This window comes from Blastococcus sp. TF02A-35, assembly GCF_004571075.1.
Taxonomy (GTDB): Bacteria; Actinomycetota; Actinomycetes; order Mycobacteriales; family Geodermatophilaceae; genus Blastococcus.
The window spans coordinates 22817-45637 of record NZ_SPQP01000021.1; the positions used below are offsets into that span (position 1 = coordinate 22817).

Below are 22821 nucleotides of genomic sequence, written 5' to 3' on the forward strand. Positions count from 1 at the left end.
CGTGCTAACTGGGCCCAACAGCCGCCCGCACCCGCTTGTTCCCCTTCCGCCGACCGGATGTGACGCGCGTCGCAACTCCCGGCCGCCCCGCTCGTTGGGTCGGCATGAGCAGAGGGTTCCTCGCCGTGGGCTGCGCCGCGCTCGTCGCCCTGACCATGGTTCCCGCGGGCACCGCCTCGGCCACCGGTGACCAGCGCCGTCCGGGGCAGGACCCGGCGGCCGGGTCGCTGCCGGCCGTCCCGAGCGGGGCGCGCCCCGGGCCCGACGTGCTGTACGCGCCGGCGCCGGCCGCCCCGCAGCTGGAGAACCGCGACCGGCGGTTCCGCGCCCAGCCGCTCCTGGTCTCCGGGCACGAGGCCTACGTCGGGGGCGAGTACCTGTACCAGGACCACCTCTTCGACGACTACGGCTCCGACACCGGCGGGCTCCCGCCCGGCTCCCTCGTCGAGCGCGTCGGCGACATCACCTACCCGACCGACCGGGCGCGGTACGGCGGCAACGCCGCCGACCTGGTGGAGTTCCGGATCGCGCCGGAGCGCGACCGGGTGTCCTACCGGTTCACCCTCAACACGCTGCTGCAGAAGGACTCGACGATCCTCGCCGTCGCGTTCGACACCGACCGCGACGCGGCCACCGGGACGGCCACCCTGCCGCGCGACCCCGGTGCGCCGTTCCCCGGGACCGACGAGGTGCTCACCGTCTGGGGCACCGGCGCCGAGCTCGCCTCCTTCGCCCCGGACGGCGGGCTGCGGGGCACCCGGAAGGTGGAGGTCCACACCGACCTGAGGGCCAACCAGGTGACGGTCACCGTGCCGCGCACGGTCAGCGACCCCCGCGGCACGTGGCGGGCGACCCTGGCGGCCGGCCTGTACGACCGGGCGACGGGCGGGTGGCTGCGCCCGCAGCCGGTCGCCGACGCCGACAGCCCCGGGGGCGCCGGAGCGCTGGACCCCGCGCCCAACGCGATCTTCAACCTGGGGTTCCGCCTCGACGAGCCGGTGACGGGCGCCAACACCCCGCCGGACACGGCGCAGGCCCCGGCCCTGACCGGGGACGAGCCGACCCGCTACGCCCGCGACATCGACTTCGCGGCGCTCGCCGCCGAGCGGGACCGCACGACCGTGCCGGCGACCGGCACGACGATCCGGATCTTCCCCAGCCGGCTGCCGCTGGCCGAGGGGCGCGACCTCGACGCCGCGTTCCCGCAGTACGGGGGCCAGCTGCAGCCCTACAGCCTCTACGTCCCCAGCGGCTACCGGCCCGGCACCCGGACCGGCCTCACGCTCGCCCTGCACTCCCTCGGCCAGCAGCACTGGCAGTACAACGGCTCGACCGGCGTCCAGCAGATCGGGGAGGCACGCCAGAACATCGTGGCCACCTCGCTGTCCCGCGGACCGGACGGCTGGTACCAGCACGAGGCCGAGTACGACGTCTTCGAGATGTGGAACGACGTCGCCCGGCACTTCACCCTCGACCCCGACCGGACGGCGATCAGCGGCTACTCGATGGGCGGCTACGCGACCTACCGGCTCGGCACGCTCTACCCCGACCTGTTCGGCCGCGCCTTCACCACGGTCGGCCCGCCCGGGGACGGCATCTGGCTCCCGCCCGCGCCGCCCACCGGCGGCGTGGAGACCCTGTCGAACCTCTGGCTGGAGAACGCGCGCAACCTGCCCTACCTCAACGTCGCGGCCGGCGGCGACCAGCTGGTCCCGATCGTCGGTCCCCGCGCGCAGAACGTCGGCGCCCCGGAGGTGGGCGTCCGCGGCTTCGAGCAGCTGGGCTACCGCTACCGCTTCGTCACCGTCCCGGGCGCCGACCACTTCGCCCTCGCGCTGCGCAGCTACGACATCCCGGTCGCGACGCAGTTCCTCGGGGAGTCGCGGGTCGACCGCGACCCGCACCACGTCTCCTTCGGCTACGTCCCGGCCGCCGACGACGCCGAGCTGGGCCTCGTGCACGACCACGCGTACTGGGTCTCCGGCGTGCGGCCCGGGTCCACCGCGCCCGGTGCCGGCTCGGGAGGCACGCTGCCGGCCAAGGCGCTGGTCGACGCGTTCAGCCACGGCTTCGGCCGCGGGGACGCGCCGAGCTCGCCGGGCACCGGCGCGGGCGTCGTCGGCGGCGTGCTGCCCTACACCGAGGTGAACCGCTCGTGGGGCGAGTCGCCGCGCATCCCGGTGGCCAACCGGCTCGACCTCCGGCTGACCAACGTCGGCAGGGCGTCGCTGGACCTGGCCCGCGCGCGGTTGGACCCGGGCCAGGAGCTCACCGTCGTCGCGACCGCCGACCGCGAGGGCCGGGTCCTCCTGGCCGGGCAGTTCCCGAGGGGCGCGACGGTCCTGCGCGACGGCCGCCCGGTGCGCGCGACGGTGGACCGAGCGGGGCTCACCCTGCCGGTGGTGCCCGGCGAGCACACCTACACGGTGCTGACCGGGAAGCGCGGGCGCTGAGGGCGCTCGGGTGTCGCCGCACGGCGGCGCTCGGTAGCTTCGCCGGGTGAGCGCCTCTCCGCGGTCCCTGCCCGAGCGCGAGCGCGCCGCGCTCGCCGACCTGCTCGAGGAGGTCGGGCCCGACGCGCCCACCTGCTGCGAGGGGTGGACGACCGCCCACCTGGCCGCGCACCTGGCCGTCCGCGACCGGCGGCCCGACGCGCTGCCGGGCTACGGCCTGGAGATGGTGCCGGGCGGGGAGCGGCTGGGCTGGTGGTCGCACAGGGTGGAGGACCGGCTGCGCACCTCCACCCCCTACCCCGAGGTGGTCGGCCAGGTCCGGTCCGGGCCGCCGGCCTGGGCGCCGATGGCGTGGCCCGCCCTCGCCCGGCTGCTCAACGTCTCCGAGTACGCGATCCACCACGAGGACGTGCGCCGGGCCCGGCCGGGGTGGGAGCCGCGGGAGCTCTCCTCCGCCGACCGCGACCAGATCTGGTCGGCGGCGACGGTCATGGCACGCCGGGTCTCCGGGCGGCGCGGGCTCGTCCTGCGGCGCAGCGACGTCCCCGGCGCGGAGAAGCGCCTGGGCGCCGGGGGCCGCACGGTCACCGGCGACCCGCTGGAGCTCCTGCTCTGGGCCTCCGGGCGCCGCGACGTCGCCCGGGTGACGACCGCCTGACGCCGACGGTCCCGGCCAGCCGACCGGGACGTGGGCGCGCTCCTCCCGCGACCGGTCCCCGGTGGACAGCCGGCCGCATGCCTGCCGCGTCGCGACCGGCACCCACCGCCCTGGGGGGACCCGTGGCGGAACCTGCTCGTCCCGGGGCGCCGACGGCGCTACGGTGCGGCCATGTCCCTCGCCGACCACCGGTCAGCCGCTCCCGGCACCACGCCCGCGGGCCCTGCGCCGGCCCCGCTGCCGGTCCCCGTGGAGCCCGCCGCGGCCGTGGTCCCACCGGCGGCGGCGACCGGTCCGGCAGAGGTGGCGGGCGTGGCGACCTACGCGTCCGCTCCGCCGCACTGGCCGGCGCCGCCCGCGCGCAGCGGCCGCACGACCGGGCAGCAGGCGCTGGCGGTGGCCTTCGCCCTGGCTTGGATCGCCTGCCCGGCCGTCGAGCCGATGCCGACCGGCGAGGTGCACTACGCGCTGTGGCAGCTGCCGATCGACCTCGCCGCGGTCGGCTCGATCGTCGCGGCGGTCGTCGCCCTGTGGCGCGGCAGCCGGTACGCCGCTCGCCTCGGGCTGGTGGCCGGCGCGCTGATGGCGGTCATGACCATCATCTGCCCGCTGGCCGGCCACACGCCCGTGGGCTGGTGGACCTGGGTGCAGGCCGGGCTCTCGCTGTTCGTGATGGCGAGCAGCGCCGCACTGCACCGCCGGACCGCCTGACGCTCAGCGTCGCGGGGTGTCCGCCCCCTGGCGGACGGGCACACCCGCGGCGGCCAGCCCGGCCTTGACGTCGCCCACCCGCAGCTGGCCGAAGTGGAAGACGCTCGCGGCCAGCACGGCGTCCGCGCCGGCCTCCACGGCGGGCGGGAAGTGCTCGACCGCCCCCGCTCCCCCGCTGGCGATCAGCGGGACGCGGACCTCCCGGCGGACCTGGCGGACCAGCTCGGTGTCGAACCCGGCGCGGGTCCCGTCGGCGTCCATCGAGTTGAGCAGGATCTCGCCGACCCCGAGCTCGGCGGCCTGCACGCACCACTCGACGGCGTCGCGGCCGGTCCCCCGGCGCCCGCCGTGGGTGGTGATCTCGAAGCCCGAGTCGGTGACTGCGCCGTCCCGGGTGCGGCGCGCGTCCAGCGACAGCACGAGCACCTGGCTGCCGAAGCGGTGCGCGATCTCGGCGATGAGCTCGGGCCGGGCGACGGCGGCGGTGTTCACCGCGACCTTGTCCGCCCCGGCGCGCAGCAGCTTGTCGACGTCGTCGACGCTGCGCACGCCACCGCCGACGGTGAGCGGGATGAACACGCTCTCCGCGGTGCGCCGGACGACGTCGTAGGTGGTCTCGCGGTCGCCGGAGCTGGCCGTGATGTCGAGGAAGGTCAGCTCGTCGGCGCCCTCGGCGTCGTAGACCCGGGCCATCTCCACCGGGTCGCCCGCGTCGCGCAGGTCGACGAAGTTGACGCCCTTCACCACGCGACCGGCGTCGACGTCCAGGCACGGGATGACGCGCACGGAGAGGCTCACGCCGCCCCCTCCCGCACCGCGTCCGCCTCGATCTCGACCAGCATCTCGGGGTCGATCAGCGCGGCGACCTGCACCATCGTGGTCGCGGGGCGGACGTCGCCGAAGAACTCCCCGTGCACCCGGCCGATCTCCTCCCAGCGGGAGATGTCGGTGACGTAGATCCGGGTGCGGACGACGTCGTGCAGGGCGAAGCCGGCGCGCTCGAGGGACCGCTCCACCGTCTCCAGCACCAGCCGGGTCTGCGCGGCGGCGTCCCCGGGGTGGGCGACCGCGCCGTCGACGACCGCGGTCGTGCCGCTCACCCAGGCGGTGTCGCCCCGGACGAGGACCCGGCTGTAGCCGACGAGGGCCTCCCACGGTGCCCCGCTGCCCAGCCGGATGACGGTCACGCCAGTTCCTCGGTCACCCGCAGCGCCTCGGGGAGGGTGAACGCGCCCGCGTAGAGCGCCTTGCCGACGATGGAGCCCTCGACGCCGATCGCGGTCAGCCCGGCCAGGGCGCGGATGTCGTCGAGGGAGCTGACGCCGCCCGAGGCGATCACCGGCCGCGGGGTGGCGGCGCAGACCTCGCGGAGGAGGTCGAGGTTCGGGCCGCGCAGCGTGCCGTCCTTGGTGATGTCGGTGACCACGTAGCGCGAGCAGCCCTCGGCGTCCAGCCGGGCGAGGGTCTCGTACAGCTCCCCGCCCTCCTTGGTCCAGCCACGGGCGGCCAGCCGGGTGCCGCGCACGTCCAGCCCGACGGCGATCCGGTCGCCGTGCTCCGCGATCGCCCGGGCGCACCACTCGGGCGACTCCAGGGCGGCGGTGCCCAGGTTGACCCGCCGGCAGCCGGTGGCCAGCGCGGCCTCCAGCGAGGCGTCGTCCCGGATCCCGCCGGACAGCTCGACGTCGACGTCCAGCTCGCCGACGACCCGTGCCAGCAGCTCGCGGTTGGTGCCGCGGCCGAAGGCGGCGTCCAGGTCGACCAGGTGCACCCACTCGGCGCCGTCGCGCTGCCACTGCAGGGCCGCCTCGAGGGGGTCGCCGTAGGAGGTCTCGCTCCCGGCCTCCCCCTGGACGAGACGGACGGCCTGGCCGTCGGCGACGTCGACGGCGGGGAGCAGCTGCAGCTTCGGCACGACGACAAGCCTAGGGACCGCCGATCCGGGGCCCGGAGCCAGCTCCCGGGCGCCGGACCGCCGGCCGTCCGGGACCATTCCGGTGTGCTGCGTCGGCTGCTCCGGACGGCGTTGGTGCTCGGCCTCGTGTGTGCTGTCCTCGTGGGACTGCTGTGGGCGTTCCAGCGCCGCCTGGTCTACCTGCCCGACGACGGGCCGGTGCCCGCGGCGGCGACCGTCCTCGACGGCGGCCGCGACGTGGTGCTGACCACCGCCGACGGGCTGCGGCTCGGCGCCTGGTTCCTCCCGGGTCCCTCGCCCGACGCCCCCGCCGTCCTGGTCGCCGCCGGCAACGGGGGCAACCGGGAGCACCGCGCGCTGCTGGCCCGTGCGCTGGGGCGGGCGGGGCTGGCCGTCCTGCTGTTCGACTACCGCGGCTACGGCGGCAACCCCGGCAGCCCGGACGAGGCGGGGCTGGGCCTGGACGTGCGGGCGGCACGGGCGTGGCTGGTCGAGGAGGCGGGCGTGCCGCAGGAGCGCCTCGTCTACCTGGGCGAGAGCCTCGGCTGCGCCGTCGTCACCGCCCTCGCGGTGGAGCACCCACCCGCCGGGCTGGTGCTCCGGTCACCCTTCGTCGACCTCGCGGCGGTGGGCAGCGAGCACTACCCGTTCCTGCCGGTTCGGCTGCTGCTGCGCGACCGCTACCCGGTGGCCGAGCAGGTCGCCCGCCTCGACGTCCCGACGACGGTGGTCCTGGGCACCGCCGACACGATCGTGCCCCCGGCGCAGAGCCGCCGGGTGGCCGCGGCCGCCGGGCGGCTGCACGCCCTCGTCGAGGTGCCGGGGGCCGGGCACAACGACCTCGTGCTGCTCGACGGTGAGGAGCTGGTGCAGGCCGTCGTCGACGTCGCGCCGCGCTGACCGGGTCAGCGCCCCGGCGCGTGCCGCGCGGCGAACTGGCCGGGTGTCATGGCGGTGACGCGGGCGAAGTCGCGCGTGAAGTGGGCCTGGTCGGCGTAGCCGAGGACGGCCGCCACCTCCCCCAGCGCGGCCGACCCGTCGCGCAGCCGCTCGGCCGCCTCCTGCAGGCGACGGCGCTGGATCAGCCACTTCGGGGTCAGCCCGAGCCGGCGGTGGACCAGGCGCTGCAGCGCCCGCTCGGAGAGGCCGAACCGCTCGCACACCTGGGCCACCCGGGTCACCTCGCTGTCGCCCTCCACGAACGCCACGACCTCGTTGACCAGCCGGCCGTCGTCGTCGACCGGCAGCAGGGGCCGCAGCGCGTCCCCGAACGCGGCCATGCCGACGGCGTGGGACTCCGCCGCGTGCGGGTCGGTCGCCATCGCGGCCCGGACCCGGGCGGTGAGCTCCTCGCCGGCCACGCCCAGGACGTCGGCGACGTCGACGTGCCGGTCCGTGTAGGCGCTCATCGGGCCACCGGCGATCAGCGCGCCGGCGGCCGGCGCGCACATGACGCCGAACGCCCAGCCGGCACCGCTCAGCGTCGTCGTCGACAGGCCGGGGACGACGCCGTAGAAGCGCGCGTAGTCCTGCGCCACCACGACCAGCGCCACGGGGTACTGGAGGACGCGCTGGGGCGCCTCCAGGCCCGGCGGCACCGACCACACCGGGATCCAGAAGCGCTGCAGGAACCCGTCGAACTCCATCGGCGCCGGGTACCGGTGCATGACGTGGGACGCGTCGTCGGGGTCCTTGAGGTGGGCCCGCTCGATGACGTCGGGCCGGGTACGGCGGCTGTCGGGTTTCATCAAGACCGAGCCTGCCGCACGTCCCTACGTTCTGGCGCATGAACCACACCGCCTCGCAGTTCGAGACCAGCGACCGCGCCCTCACCGGGATCCTCGACGCCCTGCCGGCCGACGCCTGGTCCACCCCGTCGCCGTGCGAGGGCTGGTCCGTCGCGGACGTCGTCGGGCACCTGGTCAGCACGCAGCGGGACTTCCTCGGCACGCACGGGGTCGACCTCGGCCCCGCTCCGGACGTCCTCCCCGACCCGGCCGCCGCCTGGCGCGGCCACGCCCGGCGGGTGGCCGGCGCCCTGGCCGACGACGCCGTCCCGGCGACGGGGTTCGAGGGCTTCTTCGGGCCGACGACGGTCGGCGCCGCGTTCGAGCAGTTCTACGTCTGGGACATGGTCGTGCACCGGTGGGACATCGCCACCGCGGTCGGGGCCGACCCAGGCCTGACCGCCGCGGAGCTGGACCGGATCGAGGCGGGCGCGGACAGCTTCGGGCCGGCCCTGTACATGGACGGCATCTGCCGGCCGGCGGTCGACGTCCCCGAGGACGCCGACCGGGCCACCCGGCTGCTGGCCCGTCTCGGCCGGACGGTCTGAGCCCGCCGGCCGCCCGTGCGGCAGGCTGCTGCCGTGGAGTTCGCCGACGTCGTCCGCCGTCGCCGCATGGTGCGCGACTACGACCCCGACCGCCCGGTGCCGCCGGAGGTCCGCGACCGGCTGCTGGAGCACGCGATCCGTGCGCCGTCGGCCGGGTTCAGCCAGGGGTGGGCCTTCCTGGTGCTGGAGACGCCCGAGGAGCGCGACCGCTTCTGGGCCGCCACCGCGCCGGCGCCCGCCCACCCGACGGGGGCGCGCGACGGCTGGCTGGCCCGGATGCGCCGCGCCCCGCTGCTGGTCGTGCCGCTGGCCAACAAGTCGGCCTACCTGGACCGGTACGCCGAGCCGGACAAGGGGTGGACCGACCGCGACGAGGCGCGCTGGCCGGTGCCGTACTGGGACGTCGACGCCGGCATGGCCTCGCTGCTGATGCTGCTCACCGCGGTCGACGAGGGGCTGGGTGCCTGCTTCTTCGGCGTACCGGCCGAGCGGGTGGAGGCGTTCCGGGCGGCGTTCGGCGTCCCCCCGGAGTACCGGCCGGTCGGCTGCGTGTCCGTCGGCTACCCGGGCACGGAGGACAAGCGCTCGCCGTCGCTGCGGCGCGGCCGCCGCGGCGTCGACGAGGTCGTGCACCGCGGCAGGTGGTGACCGCTCAGCCGAGCTCGGTCATCCCCGTGACCAGCAGCAGGTCGCGCCGTGCGTCCCGGCGACGTCGACGCCCTCGGGCCGGGGCTGGTAGCCGGGCAGGCCGGAGAGCCCGTCGCCCGCGTCGGTGGCCCGCAGCCGCACCGCCCCCTCGCCGTCGACGGTGAAGGCCGCCTGCAGCCCCTCGGCCGGCGGCGCGTGGAAGGTGACCCGCAGCCGCTCCTGCCCGAGGGCGCCCTCGGGGAAGGCCCGCCCGCCGATCCGGCCGCGCACGACGGTGCCGCCGTCCACGCTCAGCTCGAGGTCCACGAGCCGGACGTCGTCCCGCCGTGGGGTCACCCGCACGGTGATCTCCCGGAGCCCACCGACCACGGCGTCGGACACCACGGCCACCTCCGGCGCCGGCAGGTCCACGGCCTCCGCCGGGCCGGTCTGCACGTCGCGGCCGGCCAGGTACGGGTAGTCCGCGCCCAGGGTGCCGGGACCGTCGACGAACCGGCCGGTCCACTCCCCCGGCGTGGTCTCGGTGCTGACCCAGCGCGCCTCGCCGCGGTCGGCGTCCAGGAGGTAGGCCAGCCGGCTGGGGACGGGGTGCGCGGCGTCGAACCGGTCGACCGACAGCCCGGTGAGCGCGCAGGCGGCCGCGACGGCGAGCGCACCGACCGGGACCAGGGCCGCGGCCAGGCGTGCCGGCCGGGGCTGGTCCGGGCCGGGGAGGAGCAGCTCGACGGCGGGCAGCAGCGCCAGCGCCGCCAGGACGACGACCACCGACGGCGTGGTCGCCTGCGACAGCCCCAGCGACGGGAAGAACAGCGCCGCGGTCGGAGCCAGCACCAGGACCGCCGCCGCCCCGGTCAGCAGCGCGGCGAGGACCCGGACCACGCGGGAGGTGGTCAGGGTGGCGACGATCCCGGTGAGCCCCCCGACCAGCGCCGGCCAGGCCGCCAGGTAGGAGCCGCCCGGCGCCACGGCTGCGAGCACCACGGCCACCACGGCGAGCCAGATCAGCGCGCCGGCGGCCAGCGGCGCCGGGCCCACGCGGCGGCGCAGCAGGACGTACCAGAGCAGCACCACCGCCAGCACGAGGGAGACCGCGGCCAGCCGGAACCACCCCGGCCGCCACGGGTCGAGCATCGAGGCGTAGCCGGGGCGCACGGCGACCAGCAGCGCCCACAGCCCCTGCGCGGCCAGCGGCCCGAGGGCCAGCGGCACCAGGGCCAGCAGCGCGCTGCCGGCGGTGCGGCGGAACGTGCTGACGGCGCGGGCGCGGAGGGCCAGGGCCAGCCCGGCGACGGCGACCAGCGCCGCTCCCGCCAGCGGCCGGACGAACGAGTCCGGGTAGCGCACGAGCAGGCCGGGCAGCGGGAAGTACGTGGCGTCCCCGGCGGCCGGCGCGGCCAGGGCCGCGAGGTCGCGGCCGCCCAGCTCCCGCGCCAGGGCGAGGGCGTTGTCGCCCATGGCCTGCAGGCTGGCGCGGTCCAGCCGCTCGGGGGTGTCCTGCGGGGTGTGGTACGCCGCCGCGCCGTCGATGAAGGCGGTGTTCATGCCGGTGAAGCCACCGTCGTCGAGCAGCACGCTGAAGTCGGTGTCGTTGGGCAGCGCGCGGTAGACCTCGACGGCGAAGCTGCTGCCGACCGGGTGCGGCGCGGTGTCGGCGAACACGGCGGCCAGGTCGACGTTGCCCAGCGACGTCTCGAACATGATCGGCGGCCCGGTGGTGCCGCGGGCCTCGAAGTTGAGCACCACGCCGCCCCCGGCCAGCGGGTGCGAGGCCACGAAGGCGTCGGCGCCGCAGAGGCAGGCCTCCTCGGCGTCGGTGAGGACGACGACGACGTCGTTGCGCGGCGCCGGTCCCGCGGTGAGCGCGCGGACGGACTCCAGGAGTGCGGCCACGCCGGCGGCGTCGTCGGCCGCGCCCGGCCCGGCCTCCACGGAGTCGTGGTGGGCCATCAGGTAGAGCCGGCCGGTGGGGTCGGTCCCGGGGAGGACGGCGACGACGTTGCGCGCCCGGGCCATGCGGACCTCTCCCGCGCTCCCCTGCCGCGCGCCCACCGCTGACTGCACCCGGGTGTCCAGGCCCAGCCCGGTCAGCGTCGCGACCAGCCCGTCGACGACCTCGTCGCTCTCCGGGCTGCCGGTCACGTGGACCCCGGCGGCGACCCGCTGGACGTGCTCGAAGGCGCGCTCGGCGCTGAACTCGGTGGGCGGGGCGTCGGCCGGCCGCGGGTCCGGCGGCTGCAGGCCCACCACGGTCCAGGCGGTCAGCGCCAGCAGGACGGCGACGGTGAGCAGGCCCGCGAGACGCCCCGGCCGGACGTCCGGGCGGGGTGGACGCGGAGCGGGCACGCCGGCCTCCTGGGCTGCACCGTGACAGGACGCGGGAACCCTAGGTGAGGGCGCGCCCCGCTACGGGGAGGCGCGGCCCGGTCAGTCGAGGGTGCCGAGCCAGTTGGTCAGCAGCTGGGCGCCGGCGTCGCCGCTCTTCTCGGGGTGGAACTGGGTGGCCGAGAGCGCGGCGTTCTCCACGCCCGCGACGAACCGGTCGCCGTGCTCGGCCCAGGTCACCTTGGGCGGGGCGAGCGGCGAGTCGCCGTCCTGGCCGAGGGGGAACTCGCGGACGCCGTAGGAGTGCACGAAGTAGAAGCGCTCGTCCTCGAGCCCGGCGAACAGCGTGCTGCCCGGGGCCGCCTGGACGGTGTTCCAGCCCATGTGCGGCAGCACCGGCGCCTTCAGCTGCTCGACGACGCCCGGCCACTCGCCGCAGCCCTCGGCGTCGACGCCGTGCTCGACACCGCGCTCGAAGAGGATCTGCATGCCGACGCAGATGCCCAGGACCGGGCGACCGCCGGCGAGGCGGCGGCCGATGATGCGCCGTCCCTGGACGGCGTCCAGACCGGTCATGCAGGCGGCGAACGCGCCGACGCCGGGGACGACGAGACCGTCGGCCTCCAGCGCGGTGTCCATGTCGGAGGTCACCGTGACGTCGGCACCGACGCGCTGCAGGGCACGCTCCGCCGAGCGCAGGTTGCCCGAGCCGTAGTCGAGGACCGCCACCTTCTTCACGCCTGCCACGCTACCGACCAGCGCAGGAGGGGTCCGCGGTGTTCCCGGGGAGCGGGCGTGACCTAGCCGACGGTCCGGCAGGGTCGGCTCTGGTCGTCCGACCGACGAAGGGTCCCCCCTCAAGGGCCGCGCGGCACCAGTGGACGAGCCGCTGACCTGGAGATTCATGGTGCGTTCGACGACTCTTCCCGGTAGGATTCGTACATGCGTTCGAGTCGCCCGGGAGGTGTCGTGGAGGCGCTGGAGTCGGTGCTCGACGAGCTCTCGGGCGAGCGGCTCGACGGCATGTTCGGCCTGGCTCCGCTGGAGCGGCTCGGTGGTCTGCTGGTGCTGAAGAACCGGCTGGACGCCGAGGTGGCGCGCATGGTGCGGCAGTGCGAGCTGGCCGACGCCGCGGAGGTCGACGGCAAGGCCTCGATGCAGTCCTGGCTCCGGGGGCATGCCCGGTTCTCCGCCTCTGCGGCGAACGCGCTGGTGCGCACGGGGCGGGCGCTGGAGCACCTGCCGGCGGTGGCCGCGGCGTTCGCCGCCGGTGCGCTCTCGGCCGAGGCGGTCGGGGTCATCGCGCCCGTCGCGGCGGAGAGGAACCGGGTGGCCGCCGCGGAGCAGGGCGTGGACCTCGCCGGGATCGACGAGCTGCTGGCCGAGATTGCGAGCACCCAGTTCCACCCGCAGCTGCGCACGGCGGTCGCGCACTACCTCGCGCGGCTGGACCCCGACGGTGCCGAGCCCGACCCGACCGAGCAGCGGTCGCTGAGCTGGGCCAAGCACGCCGACGGCTCCCTCACCGGCCGGCTGGAACTGGATGCGGTGGGCGGGGAGAAGGTGCAGGCCGCGATCGAGTCGATCCTGCAGGCCTCCCGCCCCGCCGGGGACACGAGAACCCGCGCCCAGCAGCAGGCCGACGCACTCGTGCAGCTGTGCGACAACCAGCTCGCCGCCGGCCATCTGCCGGTCCTGCGCACCTCCAAGCCGCACGCCGTGGTCACCATCCCCATCGCAGACCTGGTCGACCCCGGCACCGGCCCGGGAGCCGCCACCCTCGGCTTCGGGGCCACCGTCTCCGCCGCCCGCGCCCGCTGGCTGGCCTGCGACAGCACCGTCACCCGCATCGTTCTCGGCCCCGAAGGCCAGCCCCTCGACCTCGGCCGCTCCCACCGCGTCGTCCCCCACCACCTCCGCCGCGCCGTCGAGGCCCGAGACGGCGGCTGCGTCTTCGCAGGCTGCGACGCCCCCAGCCACTGGTGCGACGTCCACCACCTCGTCCACTGGGCCGACGGCGGAGACACCTCGCTGGAGAACTCAGGCCTGCTCTGCGAGCGGCACCACACCAAGGTCCACCACGGCTTCCGGGTGGCACGACAACCCGACGGCCGGTGGCGCACCCGGCGCCCCGACGGCACCGAGGTCCTCGTCCTCCCCCGCCCCACCGACGAACAGGTGACCACCCGAGCCGGCTGAGCACGGGCGAGCGGGGGGCGTGGTCAGCGCGCGGGCGCGTCGTCCCACGGCAGCACGGTGAGCTCGGGCCACTGCTGCTGCCAGCGGGCGGTCTTCGCCTCGAAGACGTGCCGGGGCGCCAGCCGCCGGTTGGGGCGCACCACCAGGCCGAAGAGGTCGTCGTAGCCGTGCGGCGCGTACACCTCGGGCCCACCGGAGCCGTCCACGCGGACGCCGTAGCAGCAGCAGACGGCGGCGAAGTGGTCGATCGCGTCGGCGCAGTCGTGGAAGGGCTCGGCCGGCACGCCGAACCTCGCCTCGTACCAGAGGTGCACCCGCGCCTCGTTGCGGATCTCGACCGGGACAGGCAGGTCGGCGAAGAGCTCGGCGCCGGCGCGGATGACGGCGTCCTCGGCCTCCCACGACGTGTCGGCGTCGAAGTAGAAGAAGTCCGCGTCGCGGATCCCGGTGCCGGGTGGGCGACCGGTCAGCTCGTTCCACACCGTCTGGAAGAGCACGCCGGCGGTCAGCCACCAGTCGCCCAGCCCGAGGGCCGGGGCGCGGTCCAGCACCGCCCGGACGGTCGGGTCCGCCGTCACGATCCCGAGGAAGCGCTCCTCGGCGGGCGTGCGCACGCCCGGCTCAGACCATGCGGAGGATGCCCGACGCGCTCGCCAGCAGCGCCGCGACCAGCAGGATCAGCGCGAACACGACCTGCGGGCCCGTGCGGCCGTCGGTGTCGGAGTCGGCGCGCCAGATGCTCCACGCGCCGCCGAGCAGGAAGCCGCCCAGCAGGAGCAGGGCCAGACCTGAGTTCACCGGTTACAGCGCGCCCTTGGTGGAGGGGACGTCGGTGACCCGCGGGTCGATGGCGACGGCGGCGCGCAGCGCCCGGGCCAGCGCCTTGAACTGCGCCTCCACGATGTGGTGGGCGTCCCGGCCGGCGTAGAGCACCCGCACGTGCAGGCTGATCCGCGCGTTGAACGCGAAGGACTCCAGCACGTGCTTGGTCAGGCTGGTCGGGTAGTCCGGGCCGATCATCGGCGTCATGTTCTCGGGCTCGGCGTGCACGAAGTACGGCCGGCCGGACAGGTCGACGGCGGCCTGCGCGAGCACCTCGTCCATGGGGATGGTGGCGTCGCCGTAGCGGGTGATGCCGCGCTTGTCGCCCAGCGCCTCGGCGAACGCCTGGCCCAGCGCGATCGCGACGTCCTCGACGGTGTGGTGCGCGTCGATGTGCAGGTCGCCGTCGGCCTGCACGGTCAGGTCGATGCCGCTGTGCTTGCTCAGCGCGGTCAGCATGTGGTCGTAGAAGCCCACGCCGGTGCTGATCGAGCTGGTGCCGGTGCCGTCGAGGTCGAGCTCGACGACGAGCTTGGTCTCGTTGGTCTGTCGCTCGACGCGTGCGGTGCGGGTCATGCCGTCAGTCTCCCAGAGTTGTGCGCAGGTCAGGCGCGACCTCACCCAGCGCGGTGAGGAAGGCGTCGGTCTCCTCGGCGGTCCCCGCGGTCACCCGCAGCCAGCCGGGCAGGCCGACGTCGCGCACCAGGACGCCGCGGTCCAGCAGCGCCTGCCAGGCGGCGGGCGCGTCGGCGAAGTGCCCGAAGAGCACGAAGTTGGCGTCGCTGGCGACGCTGGTCAGCCCCATGCCCGGCAGCGCGGCGACGATCCGGTCCCGCTGCTCCATGACCGCCGCGACCGTCGCCAGCAGGGCGTCGGTGTGCGCGAGCGCCGCGCGCGCGGCCGCCTGGGTCAGCGAGCTCAGGTGGTACGGCAGCCGGACCAGCTGGATCGCGTCGACCACCGCGGGGTCGGCGGCCAGGTAGCCCAGCCGCAGCCCGGCCATGCCGAACGCCTTGCTCATGGTGCGGCTGACGATCAGCCGCGGCCGGCCCGGCAGCAGGGTCAGCGCGGAGGGCGTGCCGGGGCGGGCGAACTCCGCGTACGCCTCGTCCACCACGACCACGCCCGACGTCGCGTCGTACAGCGCGGTGATCGTCGCGAGGTCGACCGCGGTGCCGGTCGGGTTGTTCGGGCTGGTCACGAACACCACGTCGGGCCGCACCTGGCGCACCTGCGCGACGGCGGCCTCGGTGTCGATGGTGAAGTCCGCAGACCGGTGCCCGTCGACCCAGCCGGTACCGGTGCCCGCCGAGATGATCGGGTGCATCGAGTACGACGGGGTGAACCCCAGCGCGGTCCGCCCGGCCCCGCCGAAGGCCTGCAGGATCTGCTGCAGCACCTCGTTGGAGCCGTTGGCCGCCCATACCTGCGCCGGCTCGACCGCCTCGCCGCTGGTGCGGGTCAGGTAGGCGGCCAGGTCGGTGCGCAGCGCCACGGCGTCGCGGTCGGGGTACCGGTTGAGCTCCAGCGCCGCGTGCCCGAGCGCCGTGCCGAGGTCGGCGAGCAGCTCGTCGGGCAGCGGGTGGGGGTTCTCGTTGGTGTTGAGCCGGTGCCGCGCCGGCACCTGCGGGGCGCCGTAGGGCGTGCGGCCGCGCAGCTCCGGCCGCAGCGGGAGCTCGTCCAGGGAGGTCACGACCGCTGCCGGATCCGCACCGCGGCGGCGTGCGCGGGCAGGTCCTCGGCCCCGGCCAGGGCGTCGATGTGCGGCGCCACCTCGGCGAGCGCCTGCTCGTCGTACTCGATGACGTGGATGCCGCGCAGGAACGACTGCACGCTCAGGCCGCTCTGGTGACGCGCGCACCCGCCGGTGGGCAGCACGTGGTTGGAGCCGGCCGCGTAGTCGCCCAGCGAGACCGGCGACCAGGCGCCGACGAAGATCGCGCCGGCGTTGCGCACCCGCATGGCCACCTCGCGGGCGTCGCGGGTCTGGATCTCCAGGTGCTCGGCGGCGTAGGCGTCGACGACGCGCAGCCCGGCCTCCACGTCGTCGACGAGCACGATCCCGGACTGGGTGCCGTCGAGGGCGGTGGTGATGCGGTCGGAGTGCTTGGTCGCCGCGACCTGGCCCGGCACGAGCGCGAGGACGGCGTCGGCGAGCTCCTCGCTCGGCGTCACCAGGACGGCGCCGGCCAGCGGGTCGTGCTCGGCCTGGCTGATCAGGTCGGCGGCGACGTGCGCCGGGTCGGCGGTGTCGTCGGCGAGGATGGCCACCTCGGTCGGACCGGCCTCGGAGTCGATGCCGATCAGGCCGCGCAGCAGCCGCTTGGCCGCGGTCACGTAGATGTTGCCCGGGCCGGTGACCATGTCGACCGGCTCGCAGGACCCGGCGCCGTAGCCGAAGACGGCGATGGCCTGGGCCCCGCCGACGGCGTAGACCTCGGTGACGCCGAGGAGCGCGCACGCCGCCAGGACGCCCGGGTCGGGCAGGCCGCCGTTGTCGCGCTGCGGCGGGGAGGCGACGGCGATGGACTCCACGCCCGCGATCTGCGCCGGCACCACGTTCATCACGACGCTGGACAGCAGCGGCGCCAGGCCGCCGGGCACGTAGAGGCCGACGCGGCGGACCGGCAGCCAGCGCTCCATCACGGTGCCGCCGGGGACGACCTGGGTCGTGACGTCGGTGCGCTGCTGGTCGGTGTGCACCTTCCGCACCCGGGAGATGGCCTCCTCGAGCGCCGCCCGCAGGGTGGGGTCGCACTCGGCCAGCGCGCTGTCCAGCGCCTCCTGGGGGACGGCGAAGTCCTCGGCGTCCACGCCGTCGATCCGCGCGGTGATCTCGCGGACGGCCTGCGCCCCGCGGACGCGGACGTCCTCGCAGAGCGGACGGACGGTGGCCAGCACCGAGTCGATGTCGGTGGCGGCCCGCGGCAGCAGCCCGGCGAGCTCGCGGACTCCGGGCAGGGCGTTTCCGCGCAGGTCGATGCGTGCGAGCACGGGGTGCCTCCGGGGTTCGGGCGCGTGGTACCAGGGGTTCTCAGCGTAGCCAGCGGTCCCGGAGCCGCCGGGCCGCACCCGGGCGCCGGACCGGCCGACCCGGTCGCGGGCCGTAGTCTTGCCGGGATGGGTGAGCTGATCCCGCTGTTCCCGCTCGGGCGGCCGCTGTTCCCCGGGGTCGTCCTGCCCCTGCAGATCTTCGAGCCCCGGTACCGCCGGCTGATGCACGACCTGCTGAGCCTGCCCGAGCACGACGACCACCGGTTCTTCGGTGTGGTGGCGATCCGGCAGGGCTGGGAGGTCGAGCGGGTGGCCCCGGCCGCGGCGCTCTACGACATCGGCTGCGTCGCGCGCCTGCGCCGGGTCCAGCCGCAGCCCGACGGCGGGTTCCGGATCGTGACCGTGGGCGGCGAGCGGTTCCGCCTGCTCGACGTCGTCGTCGGGGACGACCCGCCCTACCTGCAGGCCGAGGTCGAGTGGCTGGCCGAGGAGGAGGCCGCCGAGGAGGCGGCCGGGGACGCCGAGTCGGTGGCCGACGGCTCGGCGCTGGCTCTGCCCTCGGACGAGCTGGCCTCGTCGGTGGCCCGCGGGTCGATGGACCTGCTGGCGCGCGGCGTCGGCGACCTCTTCACCCGCTACGTCGCGGAGGTGTCGGCCCTCGGTGCCGGCGCCCAGGGCGACGGTGTCGAGGCGGCGGTGCGCCTGGCGGCGGCGTCCGACGACCCGGAGGCGCTGTCCTGGCTGGTCGCCTCCTCGGCCCTGCTCACCACCGAGGACCGGCAGGCGCTGCTCGCCGAGTCCGCCACGCGGCGGCGGCTGGCCGCGGAGTCGCGGCTGCTCCGCCGGGAGCTGACGCTGCTGCAGGAGCTGGGCGCCGTGCCCGCACCGCTGCAGCAGTTCACCACCCCCATGACGGTGAACTGAGGCGGACGCCTACTCCCGGCCCAGGCCGTCGTCGGCCGCGAGGATGGCGCAGCACAGGTAGGCCAGCAGGGCGGCGAACGGCGTGGCGGCCAGCCCCGGCAGGGAGCCGAGCGTCAGCCCGGTGGTGACGACGGTCCCGACGTCGGCCAGCTCGGCCTCGGTCGGCGGGCGGCGGAGCAGCTCCCCCAGCTGCCAGGCGACCACCGAGGCGAGCGACCCGCCCGCGGCCAGCACGGCGAGCGTCCCGACACCGCGCGTGCGACGGCGCAGCCAGGCGGCGAGCCCGGCGAGCAGGCCCAGCCCGAGAAGGAGGAGCACGAGCACGGCGTCGTCGCCGGCCTGCAGCTCCCCCACCGGCGGCCCGACCGGCACCGGCCCGGCGTCGGTCACGCGGTAGTCGGCCTTGGGCGCCAGCAGCCACCAGAGCACGCCCGCCGGCAGGCCGGCGAGGCCGAGCCCCAGCAGCAGGCCGGTGCCACCGCGGAGGTCCTGGCGGACCTCCGGCCAGCCCTGCCAGAACACGCGGGAGGGCGACGCCGGCAGCGGCGGGGCCTCCAGCGGCGGCGTGCTCACCGGTCCAGTGAACCCCGGGCCCGGCAGCCGTGCCCCGCCGCCCCCCGCGAACCGGTCGCTCAGAGCAGGGCCACGCTGGTCGGCCCGAGCAGCGCCTTGATGTCGCCCATGAGCGCGGTGCTCGGCCGGACGCGCAGCCCCTGGTCGAGGCGCAGGACCGTCTCGCGGCTGCCGTTGACCAGCTTGAGCTGGACCTCGGTGGTGCCCGGGTGGCTGCCCAGCACCTCGCGCAGCCGCTCGACCACCGGCGGCGTGCAGCGGGCGGCGGCCATCGAGACCAGCACCGGGCCGCGCGGGCCCTCGGTGAGCTCGGGGATGGTGACCTCGGAGCCGAACAGCGAGGGCTGGTCGTCGCGCCGGCTGATCCGTCCCTTGACCACGACGATCTGGTCGCGGACCACCTTCTCCGAGACCTCGACCCAGGTCTTGGGGAAGAACAGCACCTCGATGCCGGACTCCAGGTCCTCCACCGTCGCGATCGCCCACGGGGCACCCTGCTTGTTGGTGCGGGGCGAGACGGAGGTGAGGATGCCGGCGATGGTGACGTTGGCGCCGTCCTCCACCCCACCTGCGTTGATCTCGGCGATCGGGGTGTCGGCGTGCGAGGTCAGCACGTGCTCGACGCCGTGCAGCGGGTGGTCGGAGACGTAGAGGCCGAGCATGTCGCGCTCGAACATCAGCCGCTCGCTCTTGGACCAGTCGGCCGTGGGGATGGTGATCTCCAGCGCGCCGCCGAACGGGTCCTCGTCGACGCCGTCGGCACCGAAGCTGCCGAACAGGTCGAACTGCCCCTCGGCCTCCTTGCGCTTGAGCCCCATCGCCGACTCCACGGCCTGGGCGTGGATGGCCACGATGCCCTGCCGCGAGTGGCCGAGGGAATCGAAGGCGCCGGCCTTGGCGAGGGACTCGACGACCTTCTTGTTGCAGGCCACCGTGTCGATCTTGCGCATGAAGTCGGCGAAGTCCTTGAAGGCGCCCTTCTCCTCGCGCGCCTTCACGATCGACTCCACGACGTTGGTGCCGACGTTGCGCACCGAGGCCAGGCCGAACCGGATGTCGGTGCCGACGGCCGTGAAGTCCCAGGAGGACTCGTTGACGTCCGGCGGGAGCACCTTGATGCCCATGCGGCGGCACTCGGCGAGGTAGATCGGCCGGCGGTCCTTGTCGTCCTGGACGCTGGTGAGCAGCCCGGCCATGTACTCGGCCGGGTAGTTCGCCTTGAGGTAGGCGGTCCAGTAGGAGACCAGGCCGTAGGCCGCGGAGTGCGCCTTGTTGAACGCGTAGTCGGCGAACGGGACGAGGATGTCCCACAGCGTCTTGATCGCGGCGCTGGAGAACCCGTTGGCCTTCATGCCGGCCTCGAACCCGACGAACTCGGCGTCCAGGACCGACTTCTTCTTCTTGCCCATCGCGCGGCGCAGCAGGTCGGCCTTGCCGAGGGAGTACCCGGCGACCTTCTGCGCGATCGCCATGACCTGCTCCTGGTAGACGATCAGGCCGTAGGTCTGGCCGAGGATCTCCTCCAGCGGCTCGGCCAGCTCCGGGTGGATCGGCGTGATCTCCTGCTGGCCGTTCTTGCGCAGCGCGTAGTTCGTGTGCGAGTTCGCACCCATCGGGCCGGGCCGGTAGAGCGCGCCGACGGCGGAGATGTCCTCGAAGTTGTCCGGCCGCATGAGCCGCAGCAGCGACCGCATCGGGCCGCCGTCGAACTGGAAGACGCCCAGCGTGTCGCCCCGGGAGAGCAGGGCGTAGGTGTTCGGGTCGGTGAGGTCCTTGCTGATCTCGTCGAGATCCACCGGCTCCTTGCCGTTGATCACGATGTTGCGCAGCGCGTCGTCGATGACCGTGAGGTTGCGCAGGCCCAGGAAGTCCATCTTGAGCAGGCCGAGCGTCTCGCAGGTCGGGTAGTCGAACTGCGTGATGATCGCGCCGTCGGCCTCGCGCCGCATGATCGGGATGGAGTCGATCAGCGGGTAGCGGCCGATGATGACGCCGGCGGCGTGCACACCCCACTGGCGCTTCAGGCCCTCGAGCTTGCGGGCCTGGTCCACGACCTCGGCCGCGCCCGGGTCGGACTCGTAGCGGGCGCGGAACTCCGTCGCCTCCTTGTAGCGCGGGTGCGCCGGGTCGAACACCCCGGACAGCGGGATGCCCTTGCCCATCACGTCCGGCGGCATGAGCTTGGTCAGCTCGTCACCGACGGAGTAGGGCCGGTCGAGCACCCGGGCGGCGTCCTTGATCGCGGCCTTGGCCTTGATGGTGCCGTAGGTGACGATCTGGCTGACCCGCTCCTCGCCGTACTTCTGCGAGACGTACTGGATGACCTCGCCGCGGCGGCGGTCGTCGAAGTCGATGTCGACATCGGGCATCGAGACGCGCTCGGGGTTGAGGAACCGCTCGAAGATCAGGCCGTGCTGCAGCGGGTCGAGGTCGGTGATGCCCATGGCGTAGGCGGCCAGCGAGCCGGCGGCCGAGCCACGGCCGGGACCGACGCGGATGCCGTTGTCCTTGGCCCAGTTGATGAAGTCGGCGACCACGAGGAAGTACCCCGGGAAGCCCATCTGGCAGATGATCCCGGTCTCGTAGTCCGCCTGCTTGCGCACGTGGTCGGGGATGCCGTTGGGGTACCGCTTGTGCAGCCCGCGCTCGACCTCCTTGATGAACCAGGAGGTCTCGTCCTCCCCCGGCGGCAGCGGGAAGCGCGGCATCAGGTCCGCACCCTCGGTGAAGGTCACGTCGCACTGCTCGGCCACGAGGAGGGTGTTGTCGCAGGCCTCGGCCAGGTCGCCGGTGAACAGCGCCCGCATCTCGGCGGCCGATTTCAGGTAGTAGCCGTCACCGTTGAACTTGAAGCGGTTCGGCTCGTTGAGCCGGGAGCCGGTCTGGATGCACAGCAGGGCGTCGTGGGCCTCGGCGTCCTCCTTGTGCGTGTAGTGGAGGTCGTTCGTGGCCAGCAGCGGGATCCCGAGGTCCTTGGCGATGGCCAGCAGCGCGGGGCGGGTCTTCTTCTCGATGGACAGCCCGTGGTCCATCAGCTCGGCGTAGAAGTTCTCCCGCCCGAAGATGTCCTGGAAGTCGGCGGCGGCCTGGCGGGCCTTGTCCTCCTTGCCGGCGCGCAGCCACATGTTCACCTCGCCCGACGGGCAGCCGGTGGTGGCGATCAGGCCCTTGCCGTAGCGCTCCAGCAGGTCGCGGTCGAAGCGCGGCTTGCGGTACTGCCCCTCCAGGCTGGCCAGCGAGGAGATGCGGAAGAGGTTGTGCATGCCCTCCGTGGTGCGGGCGAGCAGCGTCATGTGGGTGTAGGCCGCCTTGCCCCGGTTGGAGCCGCCGTCACCCTCCTCGTCGATCAGGTTGTCGCCGAAGTCGAACGGCGCCCGGTCGAACCGCGAGCCCGGGGTGTAGTACCCCTCCATGCCGATGATCGGCTTCACGCCGGCGTTCTTCGCCTGCTTGTAGAAGTCGTAGGCGCCGAACACGTTGCCGTGGTCGGTCATGGCCAGCGCCGGCATCCCCTGCTCGGCCGCCGCCTTCGTGACCTCCGGCAGCTTCGCGGCGCCGTCGAGCATCGAGTACTCGGTGTGCACGTGCAGGTGCACGAACGAGTCGGACGGGCTGCTCACAGTGGGTCTGTGCTCCTCACGGGTCGTGCGTGCCCGGCCGGCGTCACGCGGCGGGCGACCGGCGGGGAAGACCGGCAGTGCATGCGGGGGCGGCAGGCACCGGCGGGCCGGTGGGTCGATCCTCGCACTGGGACGTGTCTACTTCGAGGGTCTGACAGAACGTGTCTTCTCACAGTGGACCGTTCCGTCACAGCGGTGCCTCAGGGCAGCGCGCGCCGCATCGTGACGTGCGCGATGCCCGCCTCCTCGTACACCTCGCCGACCGCCGCGTACCCCTCGCGCTCGTAGAAGCGGCGGGCCGGCAGCTGGGCGTGCAGCTCGACCTCCCGCGCCCCGCGGGCGGCGGCCTGGCGGTGCAGCTCGGCGAGGACGGCGGCGCCGTGCCCCCGCCCGCGCACCTCGGCGTCGGCGGCCATCCGCCCGATCCGCGCGACCGGCCCGTCGAGCAGCAGCCGTCCCGTGGCCACGGCCCGGCCGGCAGCGTCCCGGCTCAGCACGTGAACGGCGGTGGCGTCGGCGGCGTCCTGCTCGATCTCGGCCGGCACGCCCTGCTCCTCGACGAAGACGCGGGTGCGAAGCGCGGCCACCTCCGGCCAGTCCTCGGCGGTGGCGACGCTGGCGGTGGGGCTCGGCACGTCTCCCATCCT

22 protein-coding genes are annotated in these 22821 nt (G+C 74.7%); 8 read left to right on the top strand and 14 right to left on the bottom strand.

The window, feature by feature from the left end:
* The first annotated feature begins 104 nt into the window (after nucleotides 1-104).
* The 3 genes from E4P43_RS11535 (at nucleotide 105) to E4P43_RS11545 (ending at nucleotide 3822) form a co-directional block, all read left to right on the top strand.
* Nucleotides 105-2453 (top strand): hypothetical protein, encoded by a 2349-nt coding sequence (locus E4P43_RS11535; RefSeq protein ID WP_135145596.1) that lies wholly within the window; start codon nucleotides 105-107, stop codon nucleotides 2451-2453.
* A gap of 46 nt (nucleotides 2454-2499) precedes the next feature.
* Nucleotides 2500-3111, top strand: a complete 612-nt coding sequence (locus E4P43_RS11540) for a TIGR03085 family metal-binding protein (protein WP_135145597.1) — start codon at nucleotides 2500-2502, stop codon at nucleotides 3109-3111.
* 171 nt (nucleotides 3112-3282) lie between these two features.
* Nucleotides 3283-3822 carry a hypothetical protein gene (locus E4P43_RS11545; protein ID WP_135145598.1) on the top strand — a complete coding sequence of 180 codons (540 nt, stop codon included), beginning with the start codon at nucleotides 3283-3285 and terminating at the stop codon, nucleotides 3820-3822.
* Between the two features lie 3 nt (nucleotides 3823-3825).
* On the opposite strand, the gene hisF is transcribed toward E4P43_RS11545, so the two are convergent.
* From hisF to priA, 3 genes are read right to left on the bottom strand one after another with little or no spacing between them, the layout of a single operon-like run.
* Nucleotides 3826-4620, bottom strand: a complete 795-nt coding sequence (gene hisF, locus E4P43_RS11550) for an imidazole glycerol phosphate synthase subunit HisF (RefSeq protein ID WP_135145599.1) — start codon at nucleotides 4618-4620, stop codon at nucleotides 3826-3828.
* Nucleotides 4617-5009, bottom strand: a complete 393-nt coding sequence (locus E4P43_RS11555; RefSeq protein ID WP_135145600.1) for a RidA family protein — start codon at nucleotides 5007-5009, stop codon at nucleotides 4617-4619. Before E4P43_RS11555 ends, hisF begins: the two co-directional genes overlap by 4 nt.
* Nucleotides 5006-5737 carry a bifunctional 1-(5-phosphoribosyl)-5-((5-phosphoribosylamino)methylideneamino)imidazole-4-carboxamide isomerase/phosphoribosylanthranilate isomerase PriA gene (gene priA / locus E4P43_RS11560; RefSeq protein WP_135145601.1) on the bottom strand — a complete coding sequence of 244 codons (732 nt, stop codon included), beginning with the start codon at nucleotides 5735-5737 and terminating at the stop codon, nucleotides 5006-5008. The genes E4P43_RS11555 and priA overlap by 4 nt, the downstream gene beginning before the upstream one ends.
* Nucleotides 5738-5821: 84 nt before the next feature.
* Between priA and E4P43_RS11565 the strand changes: the two genes are divergently transcribed.
* On the top strand, nucleotides 5822-6637 hold the full coding sequence (locus E4P43_RS11565; protein ID WP_245159094.1) for an alpha/beta hydrolase: 816 nt from the start codon (nucleotides 5822-5824) through the stop codon (nucleotides 6635-6637).
* Nucleotides 6638-6642: 5 nt separating this feature from the next.
* Here E4P43_RS11565 and E4P43_RS11570 read toward each other — a convergent pair whose 3' ends face one another.
* Nucleotides 6643-7485 (bottom strand): helix-turn-helix transcriptional regulator, encoded by an 843-nt coding sequence (locus E4P43_RS11570; RefSeq protein WP_135145602.1) that lies wholly within the window; start codon nucleotides 7483-7485, stop codon nucleotides 6643-6645.
* Between the two features lie 38 nt (nucleotides 7486-7523).
* Here E4P43_RS11570 and E4P43_RS11575 point away from each other — a divergent pair, with 38 nt between their 5' ends.
* Both E4P43_RS11575 and E4P43_RS11580 read left to right on the top strand, forming a co-directional pair.
* Nucleotides 7524-8072 carry a TIGR03086 family metal-binding protein gene (locus E4P43_RS11575; protein ID WP_135145603.1) on the top strand — a complete coding sequence of 183 codons (549 nt, stop codon included), beginning with the start codon at nucleotides 7524-7526 and terminating at the stop codon, nucleotides 8070-8072.
* Nucleotides 8073-8105: 33 nt separating this feature from the next.
* On the top strand, nucleotides 8106-8720 hold the full coding sequence (locus E4P43_RS11580) for a nitroreductase family protein (protein WP_135145604.1): 615 nt from the start codon (nucleotides 8106-8108) through the stop codon (nucleotides 8718-8720).
* An 18-nt stretch (nucleotides 8721-8738) separates the two neighbouring features.
* On the opposite strand, the gene E4P43_RS20850 is transcribed toward E4P43_RS11580, so the two are convergent.
* Together E4P43_RS20850 and hisH are read right to left on the bottom strand one after the other, a co-directional pair.
* Nucleotides 8739-11063 carry a M20/M25/M40 family metallo-hydrolase gene (locus E4P43_RS20850; protein ID WP_135145605.1) on the bottom strand — a complete coding sequence of 775 codons (2325 nt, stop codon included), beginning with the start codon at nucleotides 11061-11063 and terminating at the stop codon, nucleotides 8739-8741.
* 81 nt (nucleotides 11064-11144) lie between these two features.
* Nucleotides 11145-11780: an imidazole glycerol phosphate synthase subunit HisH gene (hisH, locus tag E4P43_RS11590; protein ID WP_135145606.1), complete on the bottom strand. Its 636-nt coding sequence runs from the start codon at nucleotides 11778-11780 to the stop codon at nucleotides 11145-11147.
* Nucleotides 11781-11984: 204 nt separating this feature from the next.
* Between hisH and E4P43_RS11595 the strand changes: the two genes are divergently transcribed.
* Nucleotides 11985-13241, top strand: coding sequence for an HNH endonuclease signature motif containing protein (locus tag E4P43_RS11595; RefSeq protein WP_245159095.1), 1257 nt, complete (start codon nucleotides 11985-11987; stop codon nucleotides 13239-13241).
* Nucleotides 13242-13264: 23 nt separating this feature from the next.
* Here the strand turns inward: E4P43_RS11595 and E4P43_RS11600 are convergent, their stop codons facing one another.
* From E4P43_RS11600 to hisD, 5 genes are read right to left on the bottom strand one after another with little or no spacing between them, the layout of a single operon-like run.
* A complete protein-coding gene (locus tag E4P43_RS11600) occupies nucleotides 13265-13855 on the bottom strand; it encodes a nucleotidyltransferase family protein (protein ID WP_135145607.1) in 591 nt (196 codons plus the stop codon).
* Nucleotides 13856-13862: 7 nt separating this feature from the next.
* Nucleotides 13863-14039, bottom strand: a complete 177-nt coding sequence (locus E4P43_RS19915; RefSeq protein WP_167759158.1) for a hypothetical protein — start codon at nucleotides 14037-14039, stop codon at nucleotides 13863-13865.
* Nucleotides 14040-14042: 3 nt separating this feature from the next.
* Nucleotides 14043-14639 carry an imidazoleglycerol-phosphate dehydratase HisB gene (gene hisB / locus E4P43_RS11605; protein ID WP_135145608.1) on the bottom strand — a complete coding sequence of 199 codons (597 nt, stop codon included), beginning with the start codon at nucleotides 14637-14639 and terminating at the stop codon, nucleotides 14043-14045.
* 4 nt (nucleotides 14640-14643) lie between these two features.
* Nucleotides 14644-15756, bottom strand: coding sequence for a histidinol-phosphate transaminase (locus tag E4P43_RS11610; RefSeq protein ID WP_135145609.1), 1113 nt, complete (start codon nucleotides 15754-15756; stop codon nucleotides 14644-14646).
* Nucleotides 15753-17057 (bottom strand): histidinol dehydrogenase, encoded by a 1305-nt coding sequence (gene hisD / locus E4P43_RS11615; RefSeq protein WP_135145610.1) that lies wholly within the window; start codon nucleotides 17055-17057, stop codon nucleotides 15753-15755. Before hisD ends, E4P43_RS11610 begins: the two co-directional genes overlap by 4 nt.
* 126 nt (nucleotides 17058-17183) lie before the next feature.
* On the opposite strand from hisD, the gene E4P43_RS11620 reads away from it, so the two are divergent.
* Complete coding sequence (locus tag E4P43_RS11620) at nucleotides 17184-17981, top strand: LON peptidase substrate-binding domain-containing protein (RefSeq protein WP_135145611.1); 798 nt, start codon at nucleotides 17184-17186, stop codon at nucleotides 17979-17981.
* 9 nt (nucleotides 17982-17990) lie between these two features.
* Here the strand turns inward: E4P43_RS11620 and E4P43_RS11625 are convergent, their stop codons facing one another.
* From E4P43_RS11625 to E4P43_RS11635, 3 genes are all read right to left on the bottom strand, one after another.
* Nucleotides 17991-18554 carry an LPXTG cell wall anchor domain-containing protein gene (locus E4P43_RS11625; RefSeq protein WP_135145612.1) on the bottom strand — a complete coding sequence of 188 codons (564 nt, stop codon included), beginning with the start codon at nucleotides 18552-18554 and terminating at the stop codon, nucleotides 17991-17993.
* 59 nt (nucleotides 18555-18613) lie between these two features.
* Nucleotides 18614-22174, bottom strand: a complete 3561-nt coding sequence (dnaE, locus tag E4P43_RS11630) for a DNA polymerase III subunit alpha (protein ID WP_209313845.1) — start codon at nucleotides 22172-22174, stop codon at nucleotides 18614-18616.
* Nucleotides 22175-22374: 200 nt separating this feature from the next.
* A complete protein-coding gene (locus E4P43_RS11635; protein WP_135145613.1) occupies nucleotides 22375-22809 on the bottom strand; it encodes a GNAT family N-acetyltransferase in 435 nt (144 codons plus the stop codon).
* Nucleotides 22810-22821 lie beyond the last annotated feature (12 nt).

Bases quoted from the DNA above. Each gene is read 5' to 3' on its own strand.
- E4P43_RS11535 (WP_135145596.1), top strand. From the start codon at position 105: ATGAGCAGAGGGTTCCTCGCCGTGGGCTGCGCCGCGCTCGTCGCCCTG.
- E4P43_RS11545 (WP_135145598.1), top strand. From the start codon at position 3,283: ATGTCCCTCGCCGACCACCGGTCAGCCGCTCCCGGCACCACGCCCGCG.
- E4P43_RS11570 (WP_135145602.1), bottom strand. From the start codon at position 7,485: ATGAAACCCGACAGCCGCCGTACCCGGCCCGACGTCATCGAGCGGGCC.
- E4P43_RS11575 (WP_135145603.1), top strand. From the start codon at position 7,524: ATGAACCACACCGCCTCGCAGTTCGAGACCAGCGACCGCGCCCTCACC.
- E4P43_RS11595 (WP_245159095.1), top strand. From the start codon at position 11,985: ATGCGTTCGAGTCGCCCGGGAGGTGTCGTGGAGGCGCTGGAGTCGGTG.
- hisB (WP_135145608.1), bottom strand. From the start codon at position 14,639: ATGACCCGCACCGCACGCGTCGAGCGACAGACCAACGAGACCAAGCTC.
- E4P43_RS11620 (WP_135145611.1), top strand. From the start codon at position 17,184: ATGGGTGAGCTGATCCCGCTGTTCCCGCTCGGGCGGCCGCTGTTCCCC.